This window comes from Micromonospora sp. CA-248089 (assembly GCF_050948515.1).
GTDB lineage: Bacteria > Actinomycetota > Actinomycetes > Mycobacteriales > Micromonosporaceae > Micromonospora.
This window is the reverse complement of sequence record NZ_CP192016.1, coordinates 1660377-1686187: the sequence shown is the minus strand read 5'-3', so window position 1 is coordinate 1686187 and position 25811 is coordinate 1660377. Positions and strand designations below refer to the sequence as shown.

Annotated in this window: 18 protein-coding genes; 5 read left to right on the top strand and 13 right to left on the bottom strand. The window is 73.9% G+C overall.

Annotated elements, in window-relative coordinates:
- Positions 1–181 precede the first annotated feature (181 nt).
- Positions 182–955 carry a hypothetical protein gene (locus ACQP26_RS08245; RefSeq protein ID WP_433495344.1) on the top strand — a complete coding sequence of 258 codons (774 nt, stop codon included), beginning with the start codon at positions 182–184 and terminating at the stop codon, positions 953–955.
- A 57-nt stretch (positions 956–1012) separates the two neighbouring features.
- Here ACQP26_RS08245 and ACQP26_RS08240 read toward each other — a convergent pair whose 3' ends face one another.
- The 4 genes from ACQP26_RS08240 to ACQP26_RS08225 all read right to left on the bottom strand — a co-directional run bounded on the left by ACQP26_RS08240 (position 1013) and on the right by ACQP26_RS08225 (position 6227).
- On the bottom strand, positions 1013–1399 hold the full coding sequence (locus tag ACQP26_RS08240) for a VOC family protein (protein ID WP_269701186.1): 387 nt from the start codon (positions 1397–1399) through the stop codon (positions 1013–1015).
- Between the two features lie 244 nt (positions 1400–1643).
- Positions 1644–4190 carry a malectin domain-containing carbohydrate-binding protein gene (locus ACQP26_RS08235; protein ID WP_433495343.1) on the bottom strand — a complete coding sequence of 849 codons (2547 nt, stop codon included), beginning with the start codon at positions 4188–4190 and terminating at the stop codon, positions 1644–1646.
- A gap of 205 nt (positions 4191–4395) precedes the next feature.
- The gene (locus ACQP26_RS08230) at positions 4396–5562 is read right to left on the bottom strand and encodes a sensor histidine kinase (protein ID WP_433495342.1); all 1167 of its coding nucleotides are present in this window, start codon (positions 5560–5562) and stop codon (positions 4396–4398) included.
- Positions 5559–6227: a response regulator transcription factor gene (locus ACQP26_RS08225; RefSeq protein ID WP_281578647.1), complete on the bottom strand. Its 669-nt coding sequence runs from the start codon at positions 6225–6227 to the stop codon at positions 5559–5561. Before ACQP26_RS08225 ends, ACQP26_RS08230 begins: the two co-directional genes overlap by 4 nt.
- 515 nt (positions 6228–6742) lie before the next feature.
- On the opposite strand from ACQP26_RS08225, the gene ACQP26_RS08220 reads away from it, so the two are divergent.
- Positions 6743–7990 carry a peptidase C39 family protein gene (locus tag ACQP26_RS08220; RefSeq protein ID WP_433495341.1) on the top strand — a complete coding sequence of 416 codons (1248 nt, stop codon included), beginning with the start codon at positions 6743–6745 and terminating at the stop codon, positions 7988–7990.
- Here the strand turns inward: ACQP26_RS08220 and ACQP26_RS08215 are convergent, their stop codons facing one another.
- Positions 7991–9283, bottom strand: coding sequence for a PQQ-binding-like beta-propeller repeat protein (locus ACQP26_RS08215; RefSeq protein WP_433495340.1), 1293 nt, complete (start codon positions 9281–9283; stop codon positions 7991–7993). It abuts the gene before it with no gap.
- Positions 9280–10542, bottom strand: coding sequence for a PQQ-binding-like beta-propeller repeat protein (locus ACQP26_RS08210; protein WP_433495339.1), 1263 nt, complete (start codon positions 10540–10542; stop codon positions 9280–9282). Before ACQP26_RS08210 ends, ACQP26_RS08215 begins: the two co-directional genes overlap by 4 nt.
- A 73-nt stretch (positions 10543–10615) precedes the next feature.
- Between ACQP26_RS08210 and ACQP26_RS08205 the strand changes: the two genes are divergently transcribed.
- Complete coding sequence (locus ACQP26_RS08205; RefSeq protein WP_433495338.1) at positions 10616–12499, top strand: hypothetical protein; 1884 nt, start codon at positions 10616–10618, stop codon at positions 12497–12499.
- A 9-nt stretch (positions 12500–12508) separates the two neighbouring features.
- On the opposite strand, the gene ACQP26_RS08200 is transcribed toward ACQP26_RS08205, so the two are convergent.
- Both ACQP26_RS08200 and ACQP26_RS08195 read right to left on the bottom strand, forming a co-directional pair.
- Entirely contained in the window at positions 12509–14293 is a 1785-nt protein-coding gene (locus ACQP26_RS08200) for a hypothetical protein (RefSeq protein WP_332367297.1), read from the bottom strand.
- Positions 14251–16158 carry a hypothetical protein gene (locus ACQP26_RS08195; protein WP_433495337.1) on the bottom strand — a complete coding sequence of 636 codons (1908 nt, stop codon included), beginning with the start codon at positions 16156–16158 and terminating at the stop codon, positions 14251–14253. Before ACQP26_RS08195 ends, ACQP26_RS08200 begins: the two co-directional genes overlap by 43 nt.
- A 157-nt stretch (positions 16159–16315) precedes the next feature.
- Between ACQP26_RS08195 and ACQP26_RS08190 the strand changes: the two genes are divergently transcribed.
- Positions 16316–17506: a hypothetical protein gene (locus tag ACQP26_RS08190; RefSeq protein WP_433495336.1), complete on the top strand. Its 1191-nt coding sequence runs from the start codon at positions 16316–16318 to the stop codon at positions 17504–17506.
- A gap of 294 nt (positions 17507–17800) precedes the next feature.
- Here ACQP26_RS08190 and ACQP26_RS08185 read toward each other — a convergent pair whose 3' ends face one another.
- The 5 genes from ACQP26_RS08185 to ACQP26_RS08165 all read right to left on the bottom strand — a co-directional run bounded on the left by ACQP26_RS08185 (position 17801) and on the right by ACQP26_RS08165 (position 24984).
- Positions 17801–18307: an N-acetyltransferase family protein gene (locus ACQP26_RS08185; RefSeq protein WP_433495335.1), complete on the bottom strand. Its 507-nt coding sequence runs from the start codon at positions 18305–18307 to the stop codon at positions 17801–17803.
- A 122-nt stretch (positions 18308–18429) separates the two neighbouring features.
- A complete protein-coding gene (gene dxs, locus ACQP26_RS08180; protein WP_433495334.1) occupies positions 18430–20373 on the bottom strand; it encodes a 1-deoxy-D-xylulose-5-phosphate synthase in 1944 nt (647 codons plus the stop codon).
- A gap of 58 nt (positions 20374–20431) precedes the next feature.
- Positions 20432–21625: an anhydro-N-acetylmuramic acid kinase gene (locus tag ACQP26_RS08175; protein WP_433495333.1), complete on the bottom strand. Its 1194-nt coding sequence runs from the start codon at positions 21623–21625 to the stop codon at positions 20432–20434.
- A gap of 9 nt (positions 21626–21634) precedes the next feature.
- Positions 21635–22843: a class I SAM-dependent RNA methyltransferase gene (locus ACQP26_RS08170; RefSeq protein ID WP_433496107.1), complete on the bottom strand. Its 1209-nt coding sequence runs from the start codon at positions 22841–22843 to the stop codon at positions 21635–21637.
- Positions 22844–22932: 89 nt separating this feature from the next.
- Positions 22933–24984 carry an APC family permease gene (locus tag ACQP26_RS08165; RefSeq protein ID WP_269701206.1) on the bottom strand — a complete coding sequence of 684 codons (2052 nt, stop codon included), beginning with the start codon at positions 24982–24984 and terminating at the stop codon, positions 22933–22935.
- 158 nt (positions 24985–25142) lie between these two features.
- On the opposite strand from ACQP26_RS08165, the gene ACQP26_RS08160 reads away from it, so the two are divergent.
- The gene (locus ACQP26_RS08160) at positions 25143–25808 is read left to right on the top strand and encodes a potassium channel family protein (protein WP_269701207.1); all 666 of its coding nucleotides are present in this window, start codon (positions 25143–25145) and stop codon (positions 25806–25808) included.
- Positions 25809–25811: the final 3 nt, after the last annotated feature.

Sequence of the window (25811 nt, the reverse complement as noted above, 5' to 3'; positions counted from 1 at the left end):
GCACCGCATCGATCGCGGTGGTCGGGCTGTCCGTTCCGGACGGTGCGGCCACCGCGATCGGCGTTCGCGGCCCAGGTCACGGGTAGGTCGCGGTTTGGTGTCCCCGCCCTTGTGCGGACAGCGGGTTGTCGGTGGTCCTGGCTACGATCACGCGTCCAGTTTTCTCACAGGAGCTGCCTACATGTCCCAGCCGCCGTCCAGTCCCTACCCCGGCAACTACCCCTCCCCCCAGCAACAGCCCGGTGGCTACCAGCCGCCGCAGCAGCCGCAGTACGGCGGTGACTACCCGCAGGCTCCTCAGCAGCAGTACGGCGGCGACTACCCGCCGCAGCAGCAGTACGGCAGCCAGCTCGGTGCGCCGGTCCCGCCGAAGAAGAAGTCCGGCGCGGGCAAGGTTCTGCTGATCGTCCTCGCCGTGGTCCTGGTGCTCTGCGTCGGCGGCGGTGTCGCCGCCTACTTCGCCACGAAGGACACCGTCGACGAGGTGGTGACCGCCACCAAGACCCGCGTGGTCGAGCCACAGACGCTCGGCGGCCGGGCGAAGGTCACCGACCCGCAACTGCAGTCCGCCGCGGCGCAGATGAAGGCCCAGCTCAGCAAGGACGTGCCGGACGCGACCAGCACCGTCGGCGCCTTCTACGGCGACCCGGCCAAGAAGGACCTGGTCATGATCGCCGCGGTGTCCGGCGTCATCGCCGACCCGAAGAAGGAGCTGGCCGACGCCACCGCGGCGGTCACCCCGGACCTGGCCACCAAGGACTTCAAGACGGTCGACGCGGGCCCGCTGGGCGGCGACGCCAAGTGCTCCGACGGCAAGGCGTCGGACGTGCCGGTGGCCGTGTGCATCTGGGTCGACCGGGGCAGCCTCGGCATGGTGGTGGTCTACTTCAAGTCCGCGGCCGAGCTCCAGTCGGAGTTCGTGACCATGCGCGGCGAGATCGAGAAGCAGGACTGACACCTGTCACGCACCGGGCCCCCGCCGTCACGGCGGGGGCCCGGTGTCGTTTCCGGATCAGGCGGACGCGGCTCGTTCCGCGTGGCTCCGGCAGACGCAGAACTCGTTGCCCTCCGGGTCGGCCAGCACCACCCAGCCGGTCCCGTCCGGCCGGCGCCGGTCGGCCACCACCGTGGCGCCGAGGTCGCGCAGCCGCGCCACCTCCTCGTCCCGGGTGCCCTCGGCCGGGTGCAGGTCGATGTGGAAGGCACCCTTGCCGTGCCGCTCGCCCACCTGGACGAACAGCAGGTCGGGGCCGTCCCCGTCGGGTGCGACGAGGACCGCCTCCGGGTCGCCCGGGTGGTCGTCGTCGGCGAGCCGGCGGTCGAGCACGCGGGCCCACCAGCCGGCCAGGACGTACGGGTCGTCGGACTCGACGGTCACGCAGTGGATCTGTGCACTCACGGTGCTTCCTCCTGTGGGGAACGCGCCCCGGCACAGTGGGAACGTCAGCGGGGAACGCGGGGCGCGGGACTGTTCACGACGGACATCGACCACACCCCCTTCCACACTCGAGCTGACCCGGTTGATCATTCCACCGCCCCACGGCGCACACAACCCCACCCGCGCAAGGAAGGGCCCCTTGTTGACAGCGAGGTGTTAACAAGGGGCCCTTCCTCTACCGGAGGCGTTAAGAAGGTGCCCTTCCTTACGGGCCGACGAACACCGCCTTCGCGCGCCAGTCGACGCCGTCGACCCCCGGGCCGCTGCGCACCGTGAACGACGCCGACGGAACGGCGTTCGTCCAGTCGGTGGCGGACAGGTCACCGGTGTTGCGGTTCACCTTGTAGAGCGTGGTGCCGGCGACGAAGATCGCACCCGCGTCGGCGAACCCGCTCGCCCCGGCCACGGTGAACCGGTCGGCGCCGACCACGCCGCTGTCCGGCGTGAACCAGCGCCAGAACAGGCCGTTCTGCCCGGACAGCGAGTAGTAGAGCCGCCCGTCCCGGTAGAGCATGCCGGTCACGTTCGGGATCTCGGCGTAGAAGCCGGTGGTCGCGCCGACGTACGTCTGCCCGGTCGGTCCGGAGTTGGTGATCACGTTGTCCCAGTACGGGTCGTGGTACGGGTCCACCAGTTCCGGCGTGCCGAACGTGGTCCCGTCGAACGTGCGCCGGTACAGCGCGCCGTCGGCGCCGTAGAACACCGTCCCGCCGACCCAGAAGGCGCCACGCGCACCCGTCCAGACGGTCCCGTCCGGGTCCGCCACCGGGTCGGGCGCGCCGACGGTGCTCTGCCCGTCGTACGAGCGCACCTGCACCGGCGTGGCGCTGCCGCTGGGCGGCGGCCCGGTCTTGACGATCTCGACGGCGTTGACGAGCGGGTTCTCCCGCACGTGACGGAACTCGATGTCGATCGAGCCGTCGCTGACCACCGTGAACTCCCGCATGGTGCCCACGTTGTGCCCGGCGGCGGCGGACAGGTCGAGGTCGTCGAGGACGACTCCGCCTTCCAGCGCCACGTCGAAGATCCGGGTGCCGGCCGTGGAGGTGCCCGCGTACCGGTTGGCCATGTAGAGCCGCACGTGCACCTCGGTGCCGGTGGGCACCGGGAACTGCCACGCCATCTCCGCGCCGCCGGACGGGTCGTACCGCTCGTCGTTGTAGAGCTGGGCCGGGGTGCCGGCCGGCACCGTCGAGTCCAGGCTCGCGGGCGTCGTGTAGCTGGAGGCGCTGCCGCCGGAGTTGCGGTACGGGCTGGGGCTGGAGTTGGTGTCGGCCGACCAGTCCGGCCCGCCGTCGGTGGAGGCGACGGCCGAGCCGCCCGCGTTCACCCGGTACAGCACGTTCGTCGGCTGTGGCAGGCCGGCCTGGTAGACGTTGCCGGGCAGTGTCGCGGTGGTGGTCGGGTGCGGCGCCTTGCCGCCGGCCAGCGGGAAGAACGCGATCCGCTCCCGGCGGTACTGGAAGTTGCCGATCCAGAGCGTGTCGCCGCCGATCCAGAGCCCGGACTCGGTGACGAGCATCTCGGACGCGCCGATGCCGCGCGGGTGCCGGCCCGGGTTCCAGGACAGCGGCAGGCCGTTGACCGGGTCGAGCGCGGCGATGCTGGCCCGGCCAACCGCGCCGGCCCGGGCGTTGTCGGTGCCCGTGGTGTTGTTGAGCCAGCGGAGGTGACCGCCGACGTACACCGCCTGCTCGCTGATGCCGACGGACAGGAACGTGTCGCCGCCGCTGTAGTCGACCCACGTCGGCTGGAGGTTGGCACCGGTCGCGCCGGCCTCCCAGCGGGCCGCGGTGTCGCAGAGCGTGCCGCTGTAGGGGGCGCCGGTGGTGACCACCACGAAGTAGCTGTTGTCCGGGGAGAACGCGACGTCCCGGACGTACGAGTCGAACGACTGCCACTTGCAGCGCGGCGTGTAGCGGGCCGTGTTCCAGTCCGCGACGGTGGCGGCGGTGGCACCGAGGTCGATCTTGACGATCTGGTCGTGCAGGACCCCGTCGGCCTTCTTGAAGTTGCCGATGACGACGAGCTGCGTGCCGTCCGGCGAGACGGCCAGCTTCTCCGCGCCCACGCCGGCCTTGGCGCCGCTGACGCCGTCCCAGTTGTGGTTCTCGGTCAGCGTCGTGGTGAGGTAGCTGTCGACCGCGCCGGTGGTGGCGTTGAGCGAGGCGAGCCCGCCGCGCGGGTTGGGGTTGCCGGCCGTGGTGAAGATGCCGCCGACCAGCAGCCGGTTGCCGACCAGCGCGATGTCCTTGACCAGCCCGTTGAACGCCGGCGGCGCGAAGCTGGTGACGACCGCCCCGGTGGCGACGTCGAGCAGGGCGACCTTGCGCCGGGTCACGCCGTTGACGGTGTTGAACTTGCCGGCCACGAAGACCGTGCCCGCCGTGGGGCCGGCGACGACCGCCGTCACCTCGTTGTCGAGCGTGGGTGCGAACGCCGTGTCCACCTGTCCGGTGGCCTTGTCGAAGGCGAGCAGGTAGTTCCGGGGGATGTCGACGTCGGAGTTGCGGTTCTGCACCCGGGTGAAGGAGCCGCCCGCGATGATCTTCGTGCCGGCGTCGTGGATCGCGTCGACCGAGCCGTCCTGCACGTCGGGTGAGGCGGCGGAGGGAACGGTGTGGACCACTTTGTCGTGGCCGGGCGCGGCGGCGGCCGCGGGCGTGGCCGGAGAGAGTCCGGCGACGGTGAGGGCGCCGGCGGTGAGGACCGCGAGAAGACGGCGGCGGCGCGGGGCCGAGTGGTGGGTCACGGGCAGCTCCGGTGGGTGAGCAGGGTGAGGCGTCGCTGCGCTTACTCTCGGTTGATCCCCGGCTCCGCGTCCAGCGTGAGCGGCGCATTCTGCCCGACCACCGTGCCGCCGGGACCGACCACCGTCGGGTCCGGCCAGGACAGCCGAGGCCGTCCGCACGAAAAGATGAGGGCGCCTCACCGGCCGGACGGGCCGGGTCGGCGTGTCAGGTGGCCGCCGCCGGGTCGGCCGACGGAAGCGTGACTGTCACCTCCAGGCCGCCGCCGGGCTGGGCGACCGCCTTCACCGTGCCCCCGTGCGCGTCGCTGACGGCCCGCACGATCGACAGGCCGAGACCGGAGCCGCGCGCGCCGGTGCGTTCCTGGCCGCCGCGCCGGAACGGCTCGAACAGCCCGGGTACGTCGGCCGGGGCGACCTCGAAGCCGGTGTTCCCCACCACCAGCCAGGACCGTTCCCCGTCGGTGCCGGTGCGGATCCAGATCCGGCCGTGCAGGTGGTTGTAGCGCACCGCGTTCTCCACCAGGTTGCCGGCGAGCCGGTCGAGCAGGCCGGGGTCGCCGACCACCGGCGCCGGCCGCAGCGACGTGTGCACCTTCAGGCCGATGCGCTCCACCTCGCGGGAGACCGCTGACAGCGCGTTCGCCGTACCGATGGCGAGGTCCGACTCGGCGCGCCGGGCCAGCCGCCGGCCGGTCTGCGCCTCGCTGCGCGCCAGCACCAGCAGCGCGTCGACCAGGCCGTTGGCGCGCTCGGAGGCGTCGCGCACCACGCCGGCCATGCGGCGGTATTCGGCGAGGTCGGCGTCGTCGTCGCTGAGCGTCACGTCGATTTCGGTACGCATCACGGCCAGCGGGGTCCGCAGCTCGTGCGAGGCGTTCGCGACGAACCGTTTCTGCGCCTCGAACGCGCCGCTGATCCGGTCCAGCATCGCGTCGAACGTCTCGGCCAGTTCGGCCACCTCGTCGTCGGCGCCGGACCAGCCGATCCGCTCGTCGAGCGTGGCCTCGCCGAGCCGCCGGGCGGTGGCGGTGACCTGGTGCAGGGGGCGCAGTGCCCGGCCCGCCACCAGGTACGCCCCGGCCACTCCGACCACGCTGATCGCCGCCAGCGCGAGCAGCCCCTTGACCAGCAGTTCCTGTGACGCGGCGTCGACCAGTTGGCGCTGCCACTGCCCGGCGTCGAGGGTGCGCCCGTCGCTGAGCACCACTGTGGTGCCGGGCAGCAACTCGTCGGTGGGGCGCAGCGCGTCGCGGACCAGCAGCCAGGCCAGCAGCACCAGGATCGCCCCGGCGCCGACCAGCAGCACGCCGTTGAGCAGGGTCAGCCGCAGCCGCAGTGTCGGCCGTACCCGGCGCTCACTCCGCCCGCTCACTGCCGTACCCCGCCGATCCGGTAGCCCGCACCCACGACCGTGTCGATGAGCGGCGGGTCGCCGAGCTTCTTGCGCAGTGTCATCACGGTGACACGGACGATCGTGGTGAACGGGTCGGTGTTGGCGTCCCACACCCGCTCCAGCAGTTCCTCGCTGGACACCACCGCGCCGCGCGCCTTGAGCAGCTCGGCGAGCACGCCGAACTCCTTGTTGGTGAGGTCGAGCGGCACGCCGCCACGGCTCACCACCCGGCGGGCCGGGTCGAGCACCAGATCGGCCACCTCCAGCACCGGCGGCGCGGCCGGGGTGGCGCGGCGGCCGAGCGCCTGCACCCGGGCCACCAGCTCGTCGAACGCGAACGGCTTGGCCAGGTAGTCGTCGGCGCCGAGCTGCAGCCCCTCCACCCGGTCGGCGACGGTGCCGCTGGCGGTCAGCATCAGCACCCGGGTCAGCGCGCCGGAGGCGGCCAGGTCGGCGCAGATCCGGTCGCCGTGCACGCCGGGCAGGTCGCGGTCCAGGATCACCACGTCGTAGCGGGTGACGAACGCCGCCTCGTGCCCGGCGTTGCCGTCGTAGGCGACGTCGACGGCCATCCCGCGCTTGCGCAGCCCGCGCGCGATCGCGTCGGCGAGGTTGCGCTCGTCCTCGACCACCAGTACCCGCATCCCGGCCTCCCACCTCGTGACCCCTGACAACCTAGTGCGGCGGGCAAAACCGGCCGCCGGAGGAGCCGATCTCCGGCGCGGCCGCCTCGCGGACAACGATTGCCACTTTGCGTAGCCCCGAGGCCGCTTCAGGTTTGCGTCACACACCGTGACCGGCGCTCACCGAGCCACCTCGAACGCCCAGCGATCCAAATCGCCTCGACCAGGAGAAACGGTCGACCGGCGCGCACCGCCGGGTACACCCCTCACGCCCCTTTGCTCTGCAGCCTCATTCGCAGCGGTAGCCGTGGGTCACCGCTGCGTCGATGGCTGCAGAGCAAAGGGGGCGCGGGGTAACCCTGCCGGGGTGGGGTTGCGACTACGTTCGGTCACGGCACGGCACGCCGGTAGGTTGCGGTCGGCGGCGCGGGCGACCGTTGCAGAAAACCTTCGGGTACGCGATGCTCGGCGGCGATGATCGACATGCGTACCAGCAACGGGCCGCGTCCACGCCGGGCGGGTTCCCGATGAGCGGCATGAGTGGCGCGAGCGGCCGCGACATCGCGTACCGCCGGTTCCGCTTCCCGGCGGACCGGGACCGAGGTCGTGCGGACGGGCTGCGCGCCGGGCCGGACGGCCTGACGCTCGACGGCGATGCCGGCCGGGTCACGCACACCGACCCGCACTCCGGGATCACGGCCGAGTACGCCGCCGGCGCCTGGACCTCCCCCGTGACGCCCGCCGGCTTCGCCGTGACCGAGCTGGTGCCCTCCTGGACCGCCGACACCCCACCCGGGTGCTGGCTGCGGATCGAGCTGCGCGGCTGGGGCGACGGTACGGCCACCACCGGCTGGTACGAGCTGGGCCACTGGGCCGCCGACGACAGCACGGTGCACCGCGCCTCCGTACCCGGGCAGGAGGACGACCGGGCGCGGGTCGCCGCCGACACGCTGCGGGTGACCGGGACGACGGTGACCGGCTGGCAGGTCCGGGTGACCCTGTTGCGCCGGCTCGACGCGCCCGCCGGTCCGGTGCTGCGCACCGTGGGTGTGGTCGCCTCCACCGACCCGCCCGCCGCCACCACCACCGCCACCGACGCCGGCACCGCCGGCGCGCAGACCGCCGCCACCGGCGCGGACGCCGACGACACGCTTCGGCCTGGCGCCGCGTGGGGACGGGTGCTGGACGTGCCGCGCTACGCGCAGCGACTGCACGCCGCCGCCGGGGAGACCCGCTGGGGTGGCGGTGGCGACTCCTGGTGCAGCCCCACCTGCGTGTCGATGGTGCTCGACTTCTGGGGCGCCGGTCCCGCCCCCGACCGGTACGCCTGGGTGGCGCCGCCCGGCCCTCGCCCGCAGGTGGTGCACGCGGCCCGGCACTGCTACGACCACGCCTACGGCGGTCCGGGCAACTGGCCGTTCAACACCGCGTACGCGGCGACGCACGGGGTGGACGCCTTCGTCACCCGGCTGCGCTCGCTGGCCGAGGCGGAACGGTTCGTGGCCGCCGGCATCCCGCTGATCGTCTCGGCCGCGTTCACCGCCGGCCAGGTGCCCGGCCTGGACTACGACACCCGGGGGCATCTCATGGTGCTGGCCGGCTTCACCGCCGACGGCGACCCGGTGCTGAACGACCCGTACGCCCCGGACGACGAGCGGGTCCGCCGCACCGTGCCGCGCGCGCCGTTCGAGAACGCCTGGCAGGCGGGCAGCGGCGGGATCGCGTACGTGCTGCGGCCGGAGTCGACGCCGCTGCCGCCACCTCCCGCTCAGGCCAACTGGTGATCATCTGCCGACCGGCCAGATCGCCATGCCGCCGGTCGGACGCAGGCACACCAGTTCCGTACCCGTGTCGGCGCACTCGGACCACGCGCCGGGCAGGATCCCCCGGATCCGCACCTGCCCGGCCGCCACGTCCAGCGCGCCGACGAGCGTGCGGTCCTCGGTGAGCGTGCGCAGGCCGAGCAGCGGCCCGGACGGGAGGTCGCTGCCGGAGACGCGCCAGCGGCCCAGCCGGGCCAGCACGCGGCCGGTCGGCGGGTCCAGCGCCGACAGTTCCAGCTCCTCCCCTACGCCGCGTTCGGCGGCGATGAGCCGGTCGCCGACCGGTCCCATCCCCAGCCAGCGCTCGTCCGTCCAGGCCGGGCGGCCGGTGGCCGGGTCGAGGGCCTGGGCGCCGCCCACCTGGTCGCGCAGGCACACCATCCCGGCGCAGTCGGCGAACCAGAGCCCGGCGCGGGAGCCGACCGGCAGGCTCCACCGCTCGTCGAGCCGGTCCAGGCCGTACCCGGTGACCGTGCCCCGGGCGTCCTCGACCAGCAGGAGGTCGGCCACGACCTGCGCGTACCGGTAGGCGGCGCGATCGGCTGCGGGCGCCACCCGGCCGGTGTGCGCGACCGTGCCGGAGTCCGCGTCGTACACGGTCACCCGGCCCTGCGGGGTGACCAGCACGAGCTGCGTGACCCCGTGGTCGTCGCGGCGGTACCCCACCTCCTGACCCGGCACGCGCAACGTCCACCGCACCGCGCCGGAGGCCGGGTCCACGGCCCGCACGGTGCCCGCACCGGGCGGGCGGGGGTTCTCCAGCAGCAGCCCGCCCGATGCGGTCCGGACCGGGTAGCCGGGATGCCGCCAGCGCAGCGTGCCGGTGACCGGGTCGAGCATGGCCGACACGGAGTCGCCGTCCCCGGCCGGGCTGCTCGTCACCAGCAGTCCCCCGGCCACTGCGGTGAGGCCGAGCACGTGGTCGCCGTCGGTCAGGGCGAACCGCCACGCCGGTTCCCCACCGGGCAGCCGGTACGCGGCGACCACCCGGCCACCCCGGCCGATCGCGCCCGGGCCGTCGGCCACCACCACCCGATCCGCCAGGACCACGAACGCCGCGCCCTGCGGGGCGGGCAGCCGGACCGGCTCGGGCCGTCGCGGCGGCCCGGCAGCAGCGGTGACCACGAGCAGCACCAGGCAGCCGAGCAGCGCCACCCGCGCCGTGGGGCCGGGCGGCCGGCGGGGCGGCGCGGGGGCCGGCTCGTCGGCGGACTCGCCGTGCCGCATCTCCCCCAGTTCGATCACCGGGCTCACGTCAGCCGCCGCACCATGTAGTCGCCGCCAGGCCGCCGGCAGACCAGCACTGTCACACCGGTGGTGCAGCCGGTGCCGGTGAACGTGCCCCGGGTCGAGGGCGGATCACCGGACAGGTTCAGCTCGGCCAGGAGTTGCCGGCCGCCGCCCAGCGGGCGTGTCGCCAACAGCGGGCCGCCGGACTCGTGCTGCGGGACCAGGGTCCAGCCGCTGAGGTCGGCGATCAGTCGCCCGTCCTGCTGGTCGAGCACCGCCAGGCCGGCGTCGAGGTCGGTGTCGGGGACGCCGACGAGCAGCCGGCCGCCGCGCTCCGCCGACACGCCCGCCCACCGGTCCACGCTCCAGCGCACGGCGCCGCTCGCCGGGTCGAGCGCGGTCATCCCGCCGGCCAGCCCGACGGCGCAGAGCAGGGCGCCACAGCTCTCGACGTGGCCGACGAGCTTGCGCGCGACGGTCCAGCGCGGCCGGAGCGTGTCCAGGTCGTACGCCTCGATGGCGCCGTCGCCGTCGCGGAACTCCAGCAGCAGTCCGCGGGCGATCTGCAACCGGCGTGGCCCGGGCCGTGGTACCGGGTGCAGGTCCCGGGCAACCAGTCGCGCGCCGGTGCGGCCGTCCACGACCACCGTCTGCCCGGTCGCCGGGGACAACACCATGCGTACCGGCCCGGTCGGCTCGAAGTCGAAACCCAGCGCGCCCGTCATCTGCGCCGTCCACACCGTACGGCCGTCGGCCGGGTCCACCTCCATGATCGACGTACTGGTGTCGGAGACGGCCGACTGCATCAGCAGCACCCGGCCCACCGCGAACGCGATCCCGGGCCGGCGCCAGACGTCCGCGCCGGTGACCGCGTCGTAGGTGACCGTCTGCCAGTCCGTGTCGTCGACGCTCCGGCCGGCCACGATCACCCGGCCGTCCTGCTCCCACACCGACACGACGGTGCCGGAACCGGGCAGCGGGCTGCGCCACCGCTCCCGGTCGCCCCGGTACGCGACGACTTCCCGCCCGCCGCCGGCGCTCCCGCGATCCGGCCGCACCACGTACACCGCGTCGCCGGAGGCGAACACGGCCGATCCCAGCCCGCCGGGCAGTGTCCACTCGACCGGAGATCGCGGCGGCGCCGCGGCGGTGAGCGTGAGCAACGCCACCAGCAGCACCACCAGGAGGCGGAACGGCCGTCCGACGGCGTGCGGAGGGCGGGGCGCCGGACCTGGCGGTGCCTCGTCGCGCAGCTCCCCCAGATCGATGACGGTCACGACCATCCCTCTCCCGCGCGCCGAGCCGCCGCCCGACCGTGACCGGCCGTGTGACGAACCGCCTGTACGATGGCGCGTCGTGGCCGTGCCCGTGGTGGACCCCTCGTTGAACCCCTCGTCCGTCGAGGCGGACGCCGTCGTGGCCGACCCGCCACGCCGCGCCCGTCGCCGGCCGGCCCGCGCCGACGTGCTGGCCATCGGAGCCTATGTGTTGCTCGGCGTTCTCGTCTGCCTCAACTACTGGGGCGACGTCGAGAACCGGGTCTCCTCGCACCTGCCCACCGACCACAGCTGGTTCGAGTGGCTGTTCGCGCACGGCGCGTACTCGGTGCAGCACCTGGAGAACCCGCTGTTCACCACCCGGCAGAACGCGCCGGACGGGGTGAACATGATGGCGAACACCTCGCTGCTCGGGGTGACGCTGCCGCTGGCGCCGCTGACGCTGCTGCTCGGCCCGCAGGTGATGTACGCGCTCTACCTGGGCGCCGCGCTGTCCGCCACCGCCGCCACGTCGTACTGGGTGCTGTCCCGGCACCTGGTCCGGTCCCGGGCCGGGGCGTTCGTCGGCGGCGCGTTCCTCGGTTTCGCGCCGGGCATCGTGCACCACGCCAACGGCCAGCCCAACTTCGTGTCGAACTTCCTGCTGCCGCTGATCGTGGCCCGGGTGCTGCGGCTGGGCGAGCCGGGCCGCTGGCGGCGCAACGGGCTGGCGCTCGGTTTGCTGGTGGCGTACCAGATCTTCATCAACGAGGAGATGCTGCTGCTCACCGCGCTGGCCTGCCTGGTCGTCGTGGTGGCGTACGCGGTGCAGCGGCCCCGCGCGGCCCGCGAACGCGCCGGGTCGTTCCTGGCCGCGCTCGGTCTCGGCGGCGGCCTGGCGCTGCTGCTGACCGCGTACCCGATCTGGTTCCAGTTCAACGGCCCGCAGTCCTACCGCGGGTTGCAGGGCGGCGTCTTCCACAACTGGGGCGAGGACCTGGTCGCCTTCGTCACGTTCGCCCGGGACACGATCGCCGGCGACGAGGCGGTGGAGAAGACCATCGGGCTGACCGAGCAGAACACCTGGTTCGGCTGGCCGCTGGTGCTGGTGGCGCTGGCCGCGCTGGTGCTGCTGGTCCGCCGGTCGGTGCCGGCACGGATCCTGGCCGTGCTGGTGGTGCTGTTCACGATCGCCTCGATCGGCCCGGTCGTCCGGTTCAACGGCGCGGAGACCGACATCGACGGCCCGTGGGCGTACGTGCCGGACGACCTGCCGCTGGTCGAGATGATGATGCCGACGCGGTTGAGCCTGGTCGTGGTGGCCGCCGTCGGTGTCCTGCTCGCCCTGGCGTGGGACACGCTCGCCGGTGCCGGCCGCCCGCCGGTGCCCGCCCCCCGCGCCGGCGACGACGACGGCGCTGCCGACGGCCACGACGGAACGGCCGCGCGCGAGCGGCGCCGCCGGGTGCTTCGCCTGGCCGGGCTCGTCGCCATCGCCGCCGCCGTGGTGCCGCTGATCCCGCGTCCGCTGCCGGCCGAGCGGATCGACCCGCCGCCGCACTTCATCACCGCGGGCGGCTGGCGGCCGTACGTGCCGGAGGGCCGCACGCTCGTGCCGGTGCCCATTCCGAGCAACGTGCACGGGCTGCACACGCTGCGCTGGAGCGCGCTGACCGGGCACGAGTTCCCGATCCCGGGCGGCTACTTCATCGGCCCGAACGAGCGCGGCGAGGGCGTCTTCGGCGCCCCGAACCGCCCCACCAGCACGCTCATCTACTCCACGATGGACGCCAACGTGGTGCCGGAGATCACCGAGGAGAACCGCCGCCAGGCCGTGGAGGACCTGCGCTTCTGGCGGGCCTCGGTGGTGGTGCTCGGGTCCGGTCCGCGCGAGGCCGTGCTGCGCGACCTGATGGCCGAGCTGCTCGGCCCGCCGCAGCGGGTCGACGACGTGTGGATCTGGGACGTCCGCGACCGGGTGTGAGCCCGCCGGTCAGCCGACGAGCGGGCGGACGTCCCACAGGTACCCGCCCGGCACGTCCCGGCCGGGCCCGACGAGCGAGTCCACTGTGGCGCGTACCGGGTCGCCGGGTGACGAGTCGGCCTGCACCAGCGCCGCCGCCCGCCAGTGCCGCAGGTCGTCGACCGCCTGGCGGCGTTCCGTCTCGCCGACCGGCGGTACCCGGCCGGTCTCGGCGGCCCGGCGCAGCAGCAGCGACGTGGGCCGGTCCGGCGCGCCCCAGCGGGCGGCCGGGTCGTCCGCCGAGCGCGGGCCGATGAAGTAGCCGCCCGGCGCGTCGAACGCGAGCGCGGTGCGCGCCGACCAGAACATGGCGGGGCTGACCGCCGCCCCGGTCACCGGCGGCACCGGCACCAGCGTCCGGCCCGCCGGCACGTACTCCCGCCAGCCGCCGCCGGACACCACGGCCGGGACCGGCGCGACCGGCACCGTGCGGATCGGCGTCGGCGCCAGCGGCAGCAGCGCCGCGGCGACCGCGCCGGCCCACGGCGCCCAGGTACGGACGCCGCCGCGCCGGACCCGGTCCAGCGCCAGCGCCAGCAGCACCCCGAGCACCGGTACGCAGACCAGCGCGAAGCGCGCCGGCACCACCAGGTCCAGCAGCGGCACCCCGGCGAGCAGGCGGTACGGGCCGGGCAGCCCGGTGTCGTGCCGGTTCACCACCATCGGGGAACCGAGCGACAGCAGCGCGAACAGCAGGCCGCACGCGGCGAGCGCGCGCACCAGCGGCCGCCGCCACAGCCGCACCACCACGAGTACGGCCAGCAGCGGCAGGAACGGGCCGAAGAACGAGTTCTGCTCGGTCGGGTTCGGCGACAGCAGCCCGGCGCGGCGGGCGTCCCCGGCGACGCTCTGCCGGGCGGTGGTGACGAACGAGACCACGTCCAGCCGGTAGCCCTCGGTGTGGAACGGCATCCCCCGGTAGTGGCCCGGCCCGGCGAACTGGAACCACAGCGGGTACGCCAGCAGCACGCCCGCCACCAGCGCGCCGATGCCCAGCCGGCGGGCCACCACCGGTGCCAGCCGGCGCGCGGCGGCCCGGTCGGCGAGCGCGTACGCCCCGGCGAACACCCCGGCGGCCAGCGCCAGGAAGACCAGCACCTCCTCGCCGAGGAACACCTGGTACGCGACGGCGAGCCCGAGCAGCACGCCGTCGCGCCGGACCCGGCCGGTGGCCGGGCGGAACACCAGCGCGAGGATCACCGGCACCAGGAACTGGGCGGCCATGTGCAGGTGCGCCCCGGCCTGCGCCACCATGCCCGGGGCGAAGCCGCAGAACAGGCCGCCCACCGCGGCGGCGGCCCGGGAGCGGACCAGCCGGCGGGCGAGCAGCGCGTACCAGGCGGTGGCGGTGCCGGCGAGGCTGAGCGTCACGGCGACCAGGAAGGCCGCCTGGGAGCCGAAGACGACGGTGACCGGGGTGAGCGGCACGCCCAGCCCGAGCACCGAGGTGTTCGCCATCAGGTTCACCCCGTCCGGGGCGTTCAGCGCGCCGCTCCAGAGCGGATTCTCGCCGCCGGTCACCGCGCGGGCGGCCCGGGCCAGCATCCACTCGAACAGCATCTGGTCGCCGGCCTGGTGGAACAGCCGTTCCGGCCGGCGCCACTGGCCGGTGGTGAGCAGGACGGCGAGACCGAGGTAGCCGCCCACCACGAGCACGTCGGCCGGGCGGGGCCGGCGGCGTCGGGGCGCGGGGGCGGGGACCGCCGGTTCGCTCAGGCGGACCGGCTGGTCAGTTTCCGCACGTCCCACAGCCACACGTCCAGCTCCTGCCGTCCGGGGCCGACCAGCTGCTCCACGGTGCGGCGCAGCGGCTCGGCGTTCTGCTCGTCACGCGGCAGCACCACCACCGCCGCGTTCCAGTGCCGCAGTTCGTCCAGGTAGCGACGGCGCTGCCGGTCGTCCAGCTTCGGCGTGCGGCCGGTGGACGATACCTCCCGCAGCATTTCGCCGATGCCGCTGGGGCGGCCGCCGAAGCGCCCGGGGTCGCCGGTGACGCCGTTGCGGGGCGCGAGGAAGTAGCCGCCGGGGATCTTGAAGTCGAGGTTGGTGCTCGCCGCCCAGCGCATCGGGTCGGTGTTGCCCATCGCGGGCACCGGCACGGAGACCAGCGTCTGGTCCGGCCCGACGTACTTGCGCCACCGGTCGGCGGTGATGAACTCCGGCACCGGCTCCCGCGTGGTCACCTGCAACGGCATCGGCGCGATCGGCAGCAGCGCGAGGACCAGGCCCGCGGCGGTGAGCTTGCGGGCGGTTCGCCGGTCCACGCCGCGCAGCGCCCAGGCGCGACGGACCGCGTACGCGAGCAGGATCGCCACCGTCACGCCGGTGATCAGGCCGAAGCGGGTCGGCACCACGGCGTCGAGCAGCGGCAGCCGTACCAGCCACTCCCACGGGCCGGTGGCGATCTCCCGGTCCCACCAGGAGATCCGCTCGCCGAGGGAGAGCACGGCGAAGAACAGCCCGGTGGCGGCGAGCGCACGGACGATCACGTCCCGTCGCAGCCACACCACGATGCCCACGACGAGCAGCGACAGGCTCCAGCCGAAGAACGCGTTCTCCTCCGAGTAGTTCGGCGCCAGGTTGACGTTGGCGCGTTCGTTGCCGCCGAACGTGGGCGAGCCGGGCGCGAAGAACGCGGCGATGTCGTTGCCGTAGTCGCGCACCGCGTCGCTGAGCCCGTGGTACGCCATCGGCCCGGCGAACTGCACCCACAGCGGGTACGCCAGCAGCGCCCCGGCCAGCACCGCGCAGACCGCCAGCCCGGTGCCGAGCGGCCGCCAGGCGGTCGTCCACCGTTCACGCTGCTGCACCACCACGGCGATCAGGAACACGCCCAGCGCGAGCGCGGTGAAGAGCAGGATCTCCTCGTTGATGAACGCCTGCGCGGTGACCAGCAGCGCCAGCAGCACGCCGTCGCGGACCGGCCGGGCCGAGCGGGTCAGCACCAGCACCCGCCACACGATGAACGGCAGCAGGAACTGGCTGATGATGTTCGGGTGCCAGTTGGCGTGCGACAGCATGGCCGGTGAGAACCCGCAGAACCAGGCCGCCGCCGCGGCGGCCGGGCGGTGCCGGATCAGGTGCCGGGACAGCACCCGGTACCAGGCGGCGGCGGTGCCGGCCAGGCCGAGCGTGACCAGCGTGACGAAGGAGACCGCCGGTCCGAACAGGAGGGTCACCGGCACCATCGGGATGCCCAGCGCCAGGATGGCGGTGTTCGCCATCAGGTTGACGCCGTCGGGGTAGTTGAACTGCTCGGTGAAGAACGGGAACTCGCCGTGCAGCACCACCCGCACCGAGTGGGCCAGGAAGAACTGCACCTGCGCCGGGTCGCTGCTGTAGAGCGCGGCGACCCGTCCGGCCGGGTCGACCCAGATGCCGCTGGTGACCCAGATCGCGGCGAGCAGGAATCCGCCGTACACCGTGAGGTCGATCCGGCGGCGGGTCCACCGCCACCGGCGCGCGCGCCGCGCGCCCGGCGTGGCCGGCGCCTCCGGCTCGGTCGCCCGCTCCGGCGCGTCGGCGACGGCGAGCGGTGGTGGGTCCAGGGTGACGGCGTGGTGGCCCGTCGGGGCGGCGGCGGTCGGCGTCGAGGCGCCGCGGGTCTCGGCAGGCGTCACAGTCGGCGGAGTCTACCGGAGCCGGATATTGATACCCGAATCGCCCGTCACGTTCCGCAGTGGGCCGATCGGCCGAAAGGGTGAGCCGGGCGCGGCCGGGCGACCGGTCGTCTCGTACCATGTGGGCTTCCGACCGACGACCGGCGAGGGGATCAGGGTGCTTTCAGCCCGCCGAGGCGCTACGACGGGCACCGCGCTGGCAGCTCTGCTGCTGGTCACGGCCGGTTGCGGACCGGTCGCCGAACGGCAGCCGGCGGACCTGCGGGTCGGCTACGACAGCCTGGACGGCACCCTCGCGGTGTGGCCGCCGCGCGGCAGCCTGGCCCGCGACGCCGCGGCCACCGCCGCGATCACCACGGCGGTACGCGACTGGCGCTCCCCGGTGGACGACCGGGTGCACGTGCCCACCTCCGGCATCCTCTTCTCCGGTCAGGTCGCCGGTTCGGCGCTCGCGCTCGTCGCCGCCGACGTGCCCGGCGACGCCGCCTCCTGGCTGCTGCAACTCGACCGGGACGGGCAGCGCTGGCGGGTCGTCCACGCCACCGAGTACACCGACCCCGGCTACCTGGTCTACTCCGACGTGCTGCCGGTGCGGGAGCCGGCCGGCCGCCGCTACCTCACCTCGGCCCGCGTCGAACGCCTGACCGGCCCCGACGGCAAGGTGGTCGGCACCACCGACGGCGTCACCGACCCGGTCGCCGTACCGGACTGCCGGGCCGTCGAACTGACCGCGACGCTGCGGCCCACGCCGTCGCTGCCGCGCGGCCGGGCCGCGGACCGCGTCCTCGACCTGGGTACGGCCACCGAAGCGCCCCGCTACCCCCTGGTACGCGACGAGACGGGCGCCGGGAAGCGCGCGCTGACCGGATTGGACACCTGCGTGCTCGCCGGTGAGCGGGGCCCGTTCGGCAGCGTGCCGCGCCGCATCGGCGACCGCGAGGCGCCCCGCTCCGCGCCGGAGTCCTGGCCGATGGCGAAGATCGCGACGCGTTCGCTCGGCTCGGTGGCCCTCGGCGAGGGCGAGCCGGGCGAATTGGAGCAGCTCAGCTGGGAGACCCCGGGCGGCACGATGACCGCCGTGGTCTACCGGCCCGCCGACGGCGGCACTCCGGTGGCCTCACCGGCCGACCGGTCCACCACGCTCCAGGCGTACCACCTGCCGATGCCGGGCCGGCCGCTGGCGGTGCTGTCCTGGCGCACCCGGGACGCGTCGTTCTCCGCCCCGCCCGGCACGACGCGTCTGGTGGACCGTCCCGGCCTGGTGGTGGTCGAGCACACCGACCAGAGGCAGACGTTCAGCCTGGCCGGCACCGAAAAAACCTGGTACCGCTCCCTCCCCACCCCCTGACCCCCCTCCCTGGCCCCGCCCCCCACCCCGTCGGCCCCACCCCGTCGATCATGAACTTGACGGCGACAAACCGGACACAATCCCCGGCCAACCTCATGATCACCCCACCTCCCCGGTGATCAAGGAGTTTGTGTCACCCGGGCGGCCGCTCGCGCACCCGAACTCCTTGGTCAACAGGGACAGACCCACCCCAGCCCCGACGATCTTGCAGTTGGGGCCCCTTGGATAGGGGCGAAACGGACAAGTCCGGGGCGGGAAGTGCAAGATCGGCGGGGCCGGGAGGGCTGGGCCGCGCTACGGGTGGAGTAGGCGCATGCCCAGGTAGCGGGTTTGGGCCGGGCCGGGGCGGGACGTGCCGTCGGGGTGCCAACCGTGGCGGGTGTAGAACGCGCGGGCCCGGGTGTTGCGCTCCCACACCTCCAGTACGCCCAGCGCCAGCCCTTCGTCCTGAAGGTGACGCACGAACAGCGCGTGCAGCGCACTTCCCACGCCCCGCCCCCACACCTCCGGGTCGACGTGGATCTGGTAGAGCTGCGCTGTCGTCCGCGGGTCCAGATCGGGCGAGTGCGGCGGCCCCATGGCCAGCACGCCGGCCACGTCACCGTCCACGATGGCGACTCGCACCCGCTTGTGCGCCGAGGTGATCGCCGCCGTCCAGCCCTCCCGCTGCTCCCGGGCCAGCTCCGGAGTGATGATCTCCCCGACCGGCAGCCCGCCGGCTCCGTAGTAGGCGACCCGCGCCCGGCTGTGCACCTCGACGATCCCCGAGAGATCCCCCGGCCCCGTCTCGCGTATCTCCACGAGGCCCTCCCTCCATGTCAAGCCCCGCGATCTTGCGGTTGCGGCCCTCCCAGATCGGGCGAAGCCGACATCAGGAGGGCCGCAAGTGCAAGATCGACGCGCAGACCGGGCGACGAGCGGGGTCAGCTCTGGGCTCGGGCTCCGTTGGCGGCCGGGTCGACCGGGGCGGCGTCCAGGCCGGAGATCCAGCCGGTGACGTCGCGCGCCACGTCCTGCGCGGTCAGCCGCAGGTCGGCCAGGATCTGCGCGCGGCTGCCGTGCGGGTGCCAGTCGGCCGGTACGCCCATGTCCTTGACCGGTACGCGGACGTCCGCGTCGCGCATCGCCTGGGCCAGCGCGGAGCCGACGCCGCCGATGCGTACGCCGTCCTCCACGGTGACCACGAGCCGGTGCGCGGCGGCCAGCTCGACCAGTTCGGCCGGCACCGGGCGCACCCAGCGCGGGTCGACCACAGTCACGCCGTACCCCTGCTCGGCGACGCGGGCAGCGACCTCCACACCGAGGCCGGCGAACGAGCCGACCGCGACGAGCAGCACGTCGGTACGCGCCGACTCGGCCAGCACGTCGACCGGGCCGACCCGGCGTACGGCCGGCAGGTCGGCGGCGACGGTGCCGGTCGGGAAGCGCAGGATGGTCGGGCCGTCGTCCACGGCGACCGCCTCGCGCAGCTCCTCGCGCAGCGTGGCCGAGTCGCGGGGCGCGGCGATCCGCAGGCCGGGCACCACGCCGAACACGGACATGTCCCAGATGCCGTAGTGGCTGGGCCCGTCCGGGCCGGTGATGCCGGCGCGGTCCAGCACGAACGTGACGGGCAGCTTGTGCATCGCGACGTCCAGCAGGACCTGGTCGAACGCGCGGTTGAGGAACGTGGCGTAGACCGCGACGACCGGGTGCAGGCCACCCATGGCGAGGCCGGCGGCCGAGGTGGCAGCGTGCTGCTCGGCGATGCCCACGTCGTACACCCGCTCCGGGTACTTGCGGGCCAGCGTGGCGATGCCGGTGGGCTCGGCCATGGCGGCGGTGATGCCGACCACGTCGGGGCGCTCGTCGGCGATCGCGACCAGCTCGTCGGCGAAGACGTTCGTCCACTTCACCGACGGCACGGCGAGCAGCTTGCCGGTCTCGGCGTCGAACGCGCCGGGGCCGTGCAGGCAGTCGGCCTCGTCGTCCTCGGCGGGACGGTAGCCGTAGCCCTTGCGGGTGACCGCGTGCACGATCACCGGGCCGCCGAAGTTCTTCGCCGCGCGCAGCGCCGCCTCGACAGCCGGTACGTCGTGGCCGTCGACCGGGCCGACGTACTTGATGCCCAGGTCCTCGAACATGGCCTGCGGGGCGACCGCGTCCTTGATGCCCTTCTTGACCGCGTGCAGCACCTCGTACATCGGCTTGCCGACGAACGGGGTGTTGCCGAGCGCGTCCTTGACCGTGTCGAGCACCTTCTCGTAGCCGGGGTTGAGCCGCAGCGACGACAGGTGGTCGGCGAGGCCGCCGATGGTCGGCGAGTAGGACCGGCCGTTGTCGTTGACCACGATCACCAGCGGGTTGCCGGCGGTGGCGATGTTGTTCAGCGCCTCCCAGCACATGCCGCCGGTGAGCGCGCCGTCGCCGACCACGGCCACCACGGAGCGCTTCTCGCCGCGCAGCGCGTACGCCTTGGCGAGCCCGTCGGCGTACGACAGGGCGGTGGAGGCGTGCGAGTTCTCGATCAGGTCGTGCTCGCTCTCCGCCTGGCTGGGGTAGCCGGAGAGGCCACCGCGCTGGCGGAGCTTGTCGAAGCCCTCCTGCCGGCCGGTGAGGATCTTGTGCACGTACGCCTGGTGGCCGGTGTCGAAGAGCAGCCGGTCGCGCGGGGAGTCGAAGACCCGGTGCATCGCCAGGGTCAGCTCGACCACACCGAGGTTGGGGCCGACGTGGCCGCCGGTGCGGGAGACCTTGGCGATCAGGAAGTCACGGATCTCGGCGGCGAGGATGTCCAGCTGCTCGGCGGTCATCCGCTTCACGTCCTGCGGGCCGTGGACGGTGCCCAGCAGCCGACCGTGGTTGGCCGTGCCCTCTTCAACACTCATGACCGGAGAGTCTATCGGCCGTGCGACAGTCCGCAGCCCGGCCGTGCATCGACCCGGGTCAGGCGTCGACCACCAGCCGGCGGGGCGCGGGTGGGCGGGGCGCGGTGACGGACGGGCCCGCCGGGGTCCAGGAGCCGAGCACGGCGGCCCGGGACGCCCCGGTCACCGACGGCACCGCGCCTGGTAGCCCGTGCCAGGACAGCCAGCCGAGCAGCGCGAACGCGTACGCCTCCTTGGCCTGGGCCGGGACGCCCAGCTCGTCGGTGGTCCGCAGCCGCCAGCGCCCCTCCCCGAGCGCCGCCAGCCGCGCCCGGAGTGTGGGATTGCGCACTCCCCCGCCGGCGACCACCACCTCGGTGACCCGGTGCCGGTCGCAGGCGTCCGCCACCGTGCGGGCGGTCAGCTCGGTGAGCGTGGCCAGCACGTCGTCGGCGGCCACCGGCTCGCCGGTCGCGTCCAGCGCGGCGTCCAGGTAGCCGCCGTGGAACAGCTCCTTTCCTGTCGACTTGGGTGGCGGCGCGGCGTAGTACGGCTCGGCGAGCAGCCGGGCCAGCAGCCCTTCGTGCACCCGGCCGGCCGCGGCACGTGCCCCGTCGACGTCGCACGGCCGGTCCAGGAAGCGCCGGGCGGCGGCGTCCAGCAGCGCGTTGGCCGGGCCCACGTCGTACCCGAGGACGGGCGCGCCGGGCGCGACCACGGTGAGGTTCGCGATCCCGCCGAGGTTCAACGCGGCCCGCGCGCCGGTGCCGGCCGGGCCCCGCGCTGCGCGCGGGGAGGAGGCCGGGTCGAGCAGCAGCGCGTCGAACGCCGGGACGAGCGGCGCGCCCTGGCCGCCGGCCGCGACGTCCGCCGAGCGCAGGTCGTGCAGCACCGGTACGCCCACCCGGGCGGCCACCCGGGCCGGCGCGCCGAGCTGGAGCGTGCCGCGCACCCGGCCCGCCTCGACCCAGTGGAAGACCGTCTGCCCGGGCGACACGACCGCGTCGACGGTGCCTCCGGCCAGCTCGACGCCGGCCGCCGCCGCCTCGGCGAACACCTCGCCGAGCCGGTTGTCCAGCCGGCAGACCGCCTCGATCGTGGTGGCCGCCGGGGGTAGCAGCGCGCCGATCTCGGCCCGCAGGTCGTCCGGGTACGTCAGCTCCCGGTGCCCGAGCGGCCGCAGCCGCAGCGTGTCCCCGTCGGCGGTGAACTCGGCCGCCACCACGTCCACCCCGTCGTAGGAGGTGCCCGACATCAGCCCGACGATCTTCATCGGGTCAGGCTAGCCAGGCAGGAACAGGCCCACCAGCTCCACATGCTGGGTCATCGGGAACAGGTCGAAGCCGCGCAGCGCGGCCAGCCGCCAGCCCTCCTGGGCGAACGTGCGCACGTCCCGGGCGAACGCGGCCGGGTCGCAGGCCACGTAGGCGACGGCGCGCGGCCCGGCGGCCACCACAGCGCGTACCACTGGCGCTCCCGCGCCGGAGCGCGGCGGGTCGAGCACCACCAGGTCGACCGGCCCGGTGATCCGGCGCCGGGCCAGCGCGGTCTCCACCCGCGCCGCCACCACCTCGACGCCGCGCAGGTCGGCCAGGTTCTCCCGGGCCGCGGCGACGCCGTCCGGCGAGGATTCGACGAGCGTCACCCGGGCCCCGGCGACCCGTTCCGCGAGCGCGGCGGCGAACAGTCCCGCCCCGCCGTACAGGTCCCAGGCCGTCTCGCCCGGCCGCGGCTCGAGCAGGTCGAGGACCGCGCCGGTCAGCGCATCCGCCGCGGCCGGGTGCACCTGCCAGAACCCGGAGGCGGGCAGCGTGAAGGCCCGCCCGGCCGCCGTCTCCCGGACCCGCTCCGGCCCGCTCACGGTCGCCGGAACCCCATCGGTGTACGCGACCACGGCGACGTCCCCGCCGGTGCTGGCGACCGTCTCCACCGCGTCGGCGTCCGGCCAGCGGGCGCCGGTGGGCGGGAGCACCGGCAGCTCCTGGATCGCCGGGTGCGCGATCAGGCACCGCTCGATCGGCACCACCTCGTGCGAGCGGTGCTTGAGCAGCCCGGCCCGGCCGGCCGCGTCGACCGCGTAGCGGACCCGGGAACGCCAGCCCAGCGGCCCGCCGGGCAGTGCCTCGACGCGTACGCCGAGCGCGTCCACCTGCTCGGCGGTGAGGCCGCCCAGCCGGGTGAGCTGTTCGAGCACCACTGCCAGCTTCCAGTCGAGCTGGGCGGCCGGGGCGACGTGCTGGAGGTCGCAGCCGCCGCACGCGCCGGGCCGGGCGTACGGGCACGGCGGCCTCACCCGGTCCGGCGAGGCGTCCAGGATCTCCACCGCGTCGGCGCGGGCGAAGCCCCGGTGCAGCTCGGTCACCTCGGCCACGACCCGCTCGCCGGGCAGCGCGTGCCGGACGAAGACCACCTGCCCGCCGACCCGGGCCACGCAGTGCCCGCCCGGCGCGACCGCGTCGACGGTCAGCTCGACCCGCTCGGCCTCCTCCAGCCCGGGCCGGTCCGCCGACGCGGGACCGGGGCGCTCGGCCGACGCGAGGCCGGAGCGCGAGGTCACCGGACCGGGACGCTTGTCGGCGCTCACGAGCGCTCTTCCCTTTCCCCGGAGGGCGTGGACGTCACCGGCGGCGGCAGCGTGCTCTGCGGCGCGACCCGGGGGCCGCGCGCCGGGCCGCGGCTCAGCGTGGCGTCCAGCCGGTCCAGGTTCTTGCCGGCGGTGGAGGCGAGCTGCCACGGCACGCTGGTCACCATCACACCCGGCTCGAACAGCAGCCGCCCCTTGAGCCGCAGCGCGCTCTGGTTGTGCAGCAGGTTCTCCCACCAGCGCCCCACCACGTACTCGGGAATGAAGACGGTGACCACGTCGCGGGGCGACTCCCGGCGCACCGACGCGACGAAGTTGAGGATCGGGCGGGTGATCTCCCGGTACGGGGAGTCGATCACGGTGAGCGGCACCGGCAGTTCCCGGCGCTCCCAGTCGGCCTGGAGGTCGCGGGTGTCCTGCTCGTCCACGTTCACGGTGACCGCGGTGAGCGTGTCCGGCCGGGTGGCCCGGGCGTACGCGACGGCCCGCAGCGTCGGCTTGTGCAGCTTGCTGACCAGCACGATGGCGTGGTTGCGGGCCGGCAGCACGCCCCGCTGCTCGGTCGGCTCCAGTTCCTCGGCGATCCGGTCGTAGTGCCGGCGGATGCCGAGCATCACCACGTACATCATCGCCATCGCGACGATCGCGATCCACGCGCCGAGCAGGAACTTGGTGGCCAGCACGATGATCAGCACCACGCCGGTCATGACCATGCCGAACGTGTTGATCGCCCGGGAGCGGACCATCCGCCGGCGCGCCTCCGGGTCGCGCTCACGGCGCAGGTGCCGGTTCCAGTGCCGGATCATGCCGGCCTGGGAGAGCGTGAACGAGACGAACACCCCGACGATGTAGAGCTGGATGAGCTTGGTCACCTCGGCCTGGAAGCCGATGATCAGCACCACCGCGAAGACGGCCAGGAAGAGGATGCCGTTGGAGAACGCCAGCCGGTCGCCACGGGTGTGCAGCTGGCGCGGCAGGTAGCGGTCCTGCGCGAGGATCGAGCCGAGCACCGGGAAGCCGTTGAAGGCGGTGTTGGCGGCCAGGAACAGGATCAGCGCGGTCATCCCGGCGACCACGTAGAGCAGCACCGAGCCGCCGCCGAACACGGTCTCCCCGAGCTGCACGGTCACCGTCTTCTGCACGTAGTCGGCCGGGCCGGAGATGATCTGCGTCCTCGGGTCCTCGACGAACTGCAGGCCGGTGAGCCGGGACAGCCAGATGATGCCGACGAGCATGGTGACCGCGATGCCGCCGAGCAACAGCAGCGTGGTGGCCGCGTTCTTCGACTTCGGGCTCTTGAACGCCGGTACGCCGTTGGAGATCGCCTCCACGCCGGTGAGCGCCGCGCAGCCCGAGGAGAACGTCCGCAGCAGCAGGAACACCAGCGCGAACCCGGTGACGCTGTGCTCGGCCTGGATCTCCAGGCCGGCGCTCGGCGCGCGCAGGTCGTCGCCGAGCACGAAGACGCGGACCAGGCCGGTCAGCAGCATGCCGCCGATGACGATCACGAAGCCGTACGTGGGGATGGCGAAGGCGGTGCCGGACTCGCGCAGGCCGCGCAGGTTGATCGCGGTGAGCAGCACCACCGCGCTGACCGCGATGAGCACCTTGTGGGTGGCCACGAACGGCACCACCGAGCCGAGGTTGGCCACGCCCGAGGAGACCGACACGGCGACCGTGAGCACGTAGTCGACGAGCAGCGCGCTCGCCACCGCGAGGCCGGCCTTGGGACCGAGGTTGACGGTGGCCACCTCGTAGTCGCCGCCGCCGGAGGGGTAGGCGTGCACGTTCTGCCGGTAGCTCGCCACCACCGTCAGCATGACCACGACGACCGCGAGCGCGACCCACGGGGAGAAGAAGAACGCCGAGGCGCCGGCGATGGACAGCGTCAGAAGGATCTCGTCCGGGGCGTACGCCACGCTGGAGAGCGCATCCGAGGCGAAGACCGGCAGCGCGATGCGCTTCGGCAGCAGGGTGTGCTGGAGGCGGTCGGACCGGAACGGTCGACCGAGGAGGAGTCGCTTCAGCAGCGAGGTGGGTCGGGCCACAACCGCCAAGCGTACGACCACCGGGTCCGGGGCGCGGGGGTGGTCGATCTCCGCCGTCGAAGGCCGCGCGGTACGGTTCGGTCCCCCGTCCGGCGGGGGGACGTGGCAGGCTCGCAGGCGACGGCTCGGCGGGCGGCGCCGTGGGAGGAGCGGACACCGTGCATGTGGTGATCATGGGCTGCGGCCGGGTCGGGTCGACCCTGGCCCACAGCCTGGAGGCGCGTGGGCACTCGGTGGCGGTGATCGACCAGGACGCGGACGCGTTCCGCCGCCTCGGGCCGGACTTCGCCGGCATCACCGTCACCGGCGCGGGCTTCGACGGCGAGGTGCTGCGCCAGGCCGGCATCGAGCGGGCCGACGCGTTCGCGGCGGTGTCCAGCGGCGACAACTCCAACATCATCTCGGCCCGGCTGGCCCGGGAGACGTTCGGCGTGTCCCGGGTCGCGGCCCGCATCTACGACCAGCGCCGCGCCCAGGTCTACGAGCGGCTCGGCATCCCCACCGTGGCGACCGTCCGGTGGACCGCCGACCGGATGCTGCGCCACCTGGTCCCCGAGGGCAACGTGGAGATCTTCCGCGACCCGACGAGCACCGTCTCGATCATCGAGGTGCCGGTGCACAAGGACTGGATCGGCCGGCCGCTGCGACAGCTTGAGCAGGCCGTCGGCGCCCGGGTGGCCTACCTGAACCGGTTCGGGATCGGCACGCTGCCCACCGCCTCCACGGTGATCCAGGAGGGCGACCAGGTCTACATGCTGGTGACCGACGACATCAACGGCCCGGTCACGTCGCTGGCGGCGGCGCCGCCGGAAGGGGGGCACTGAGCC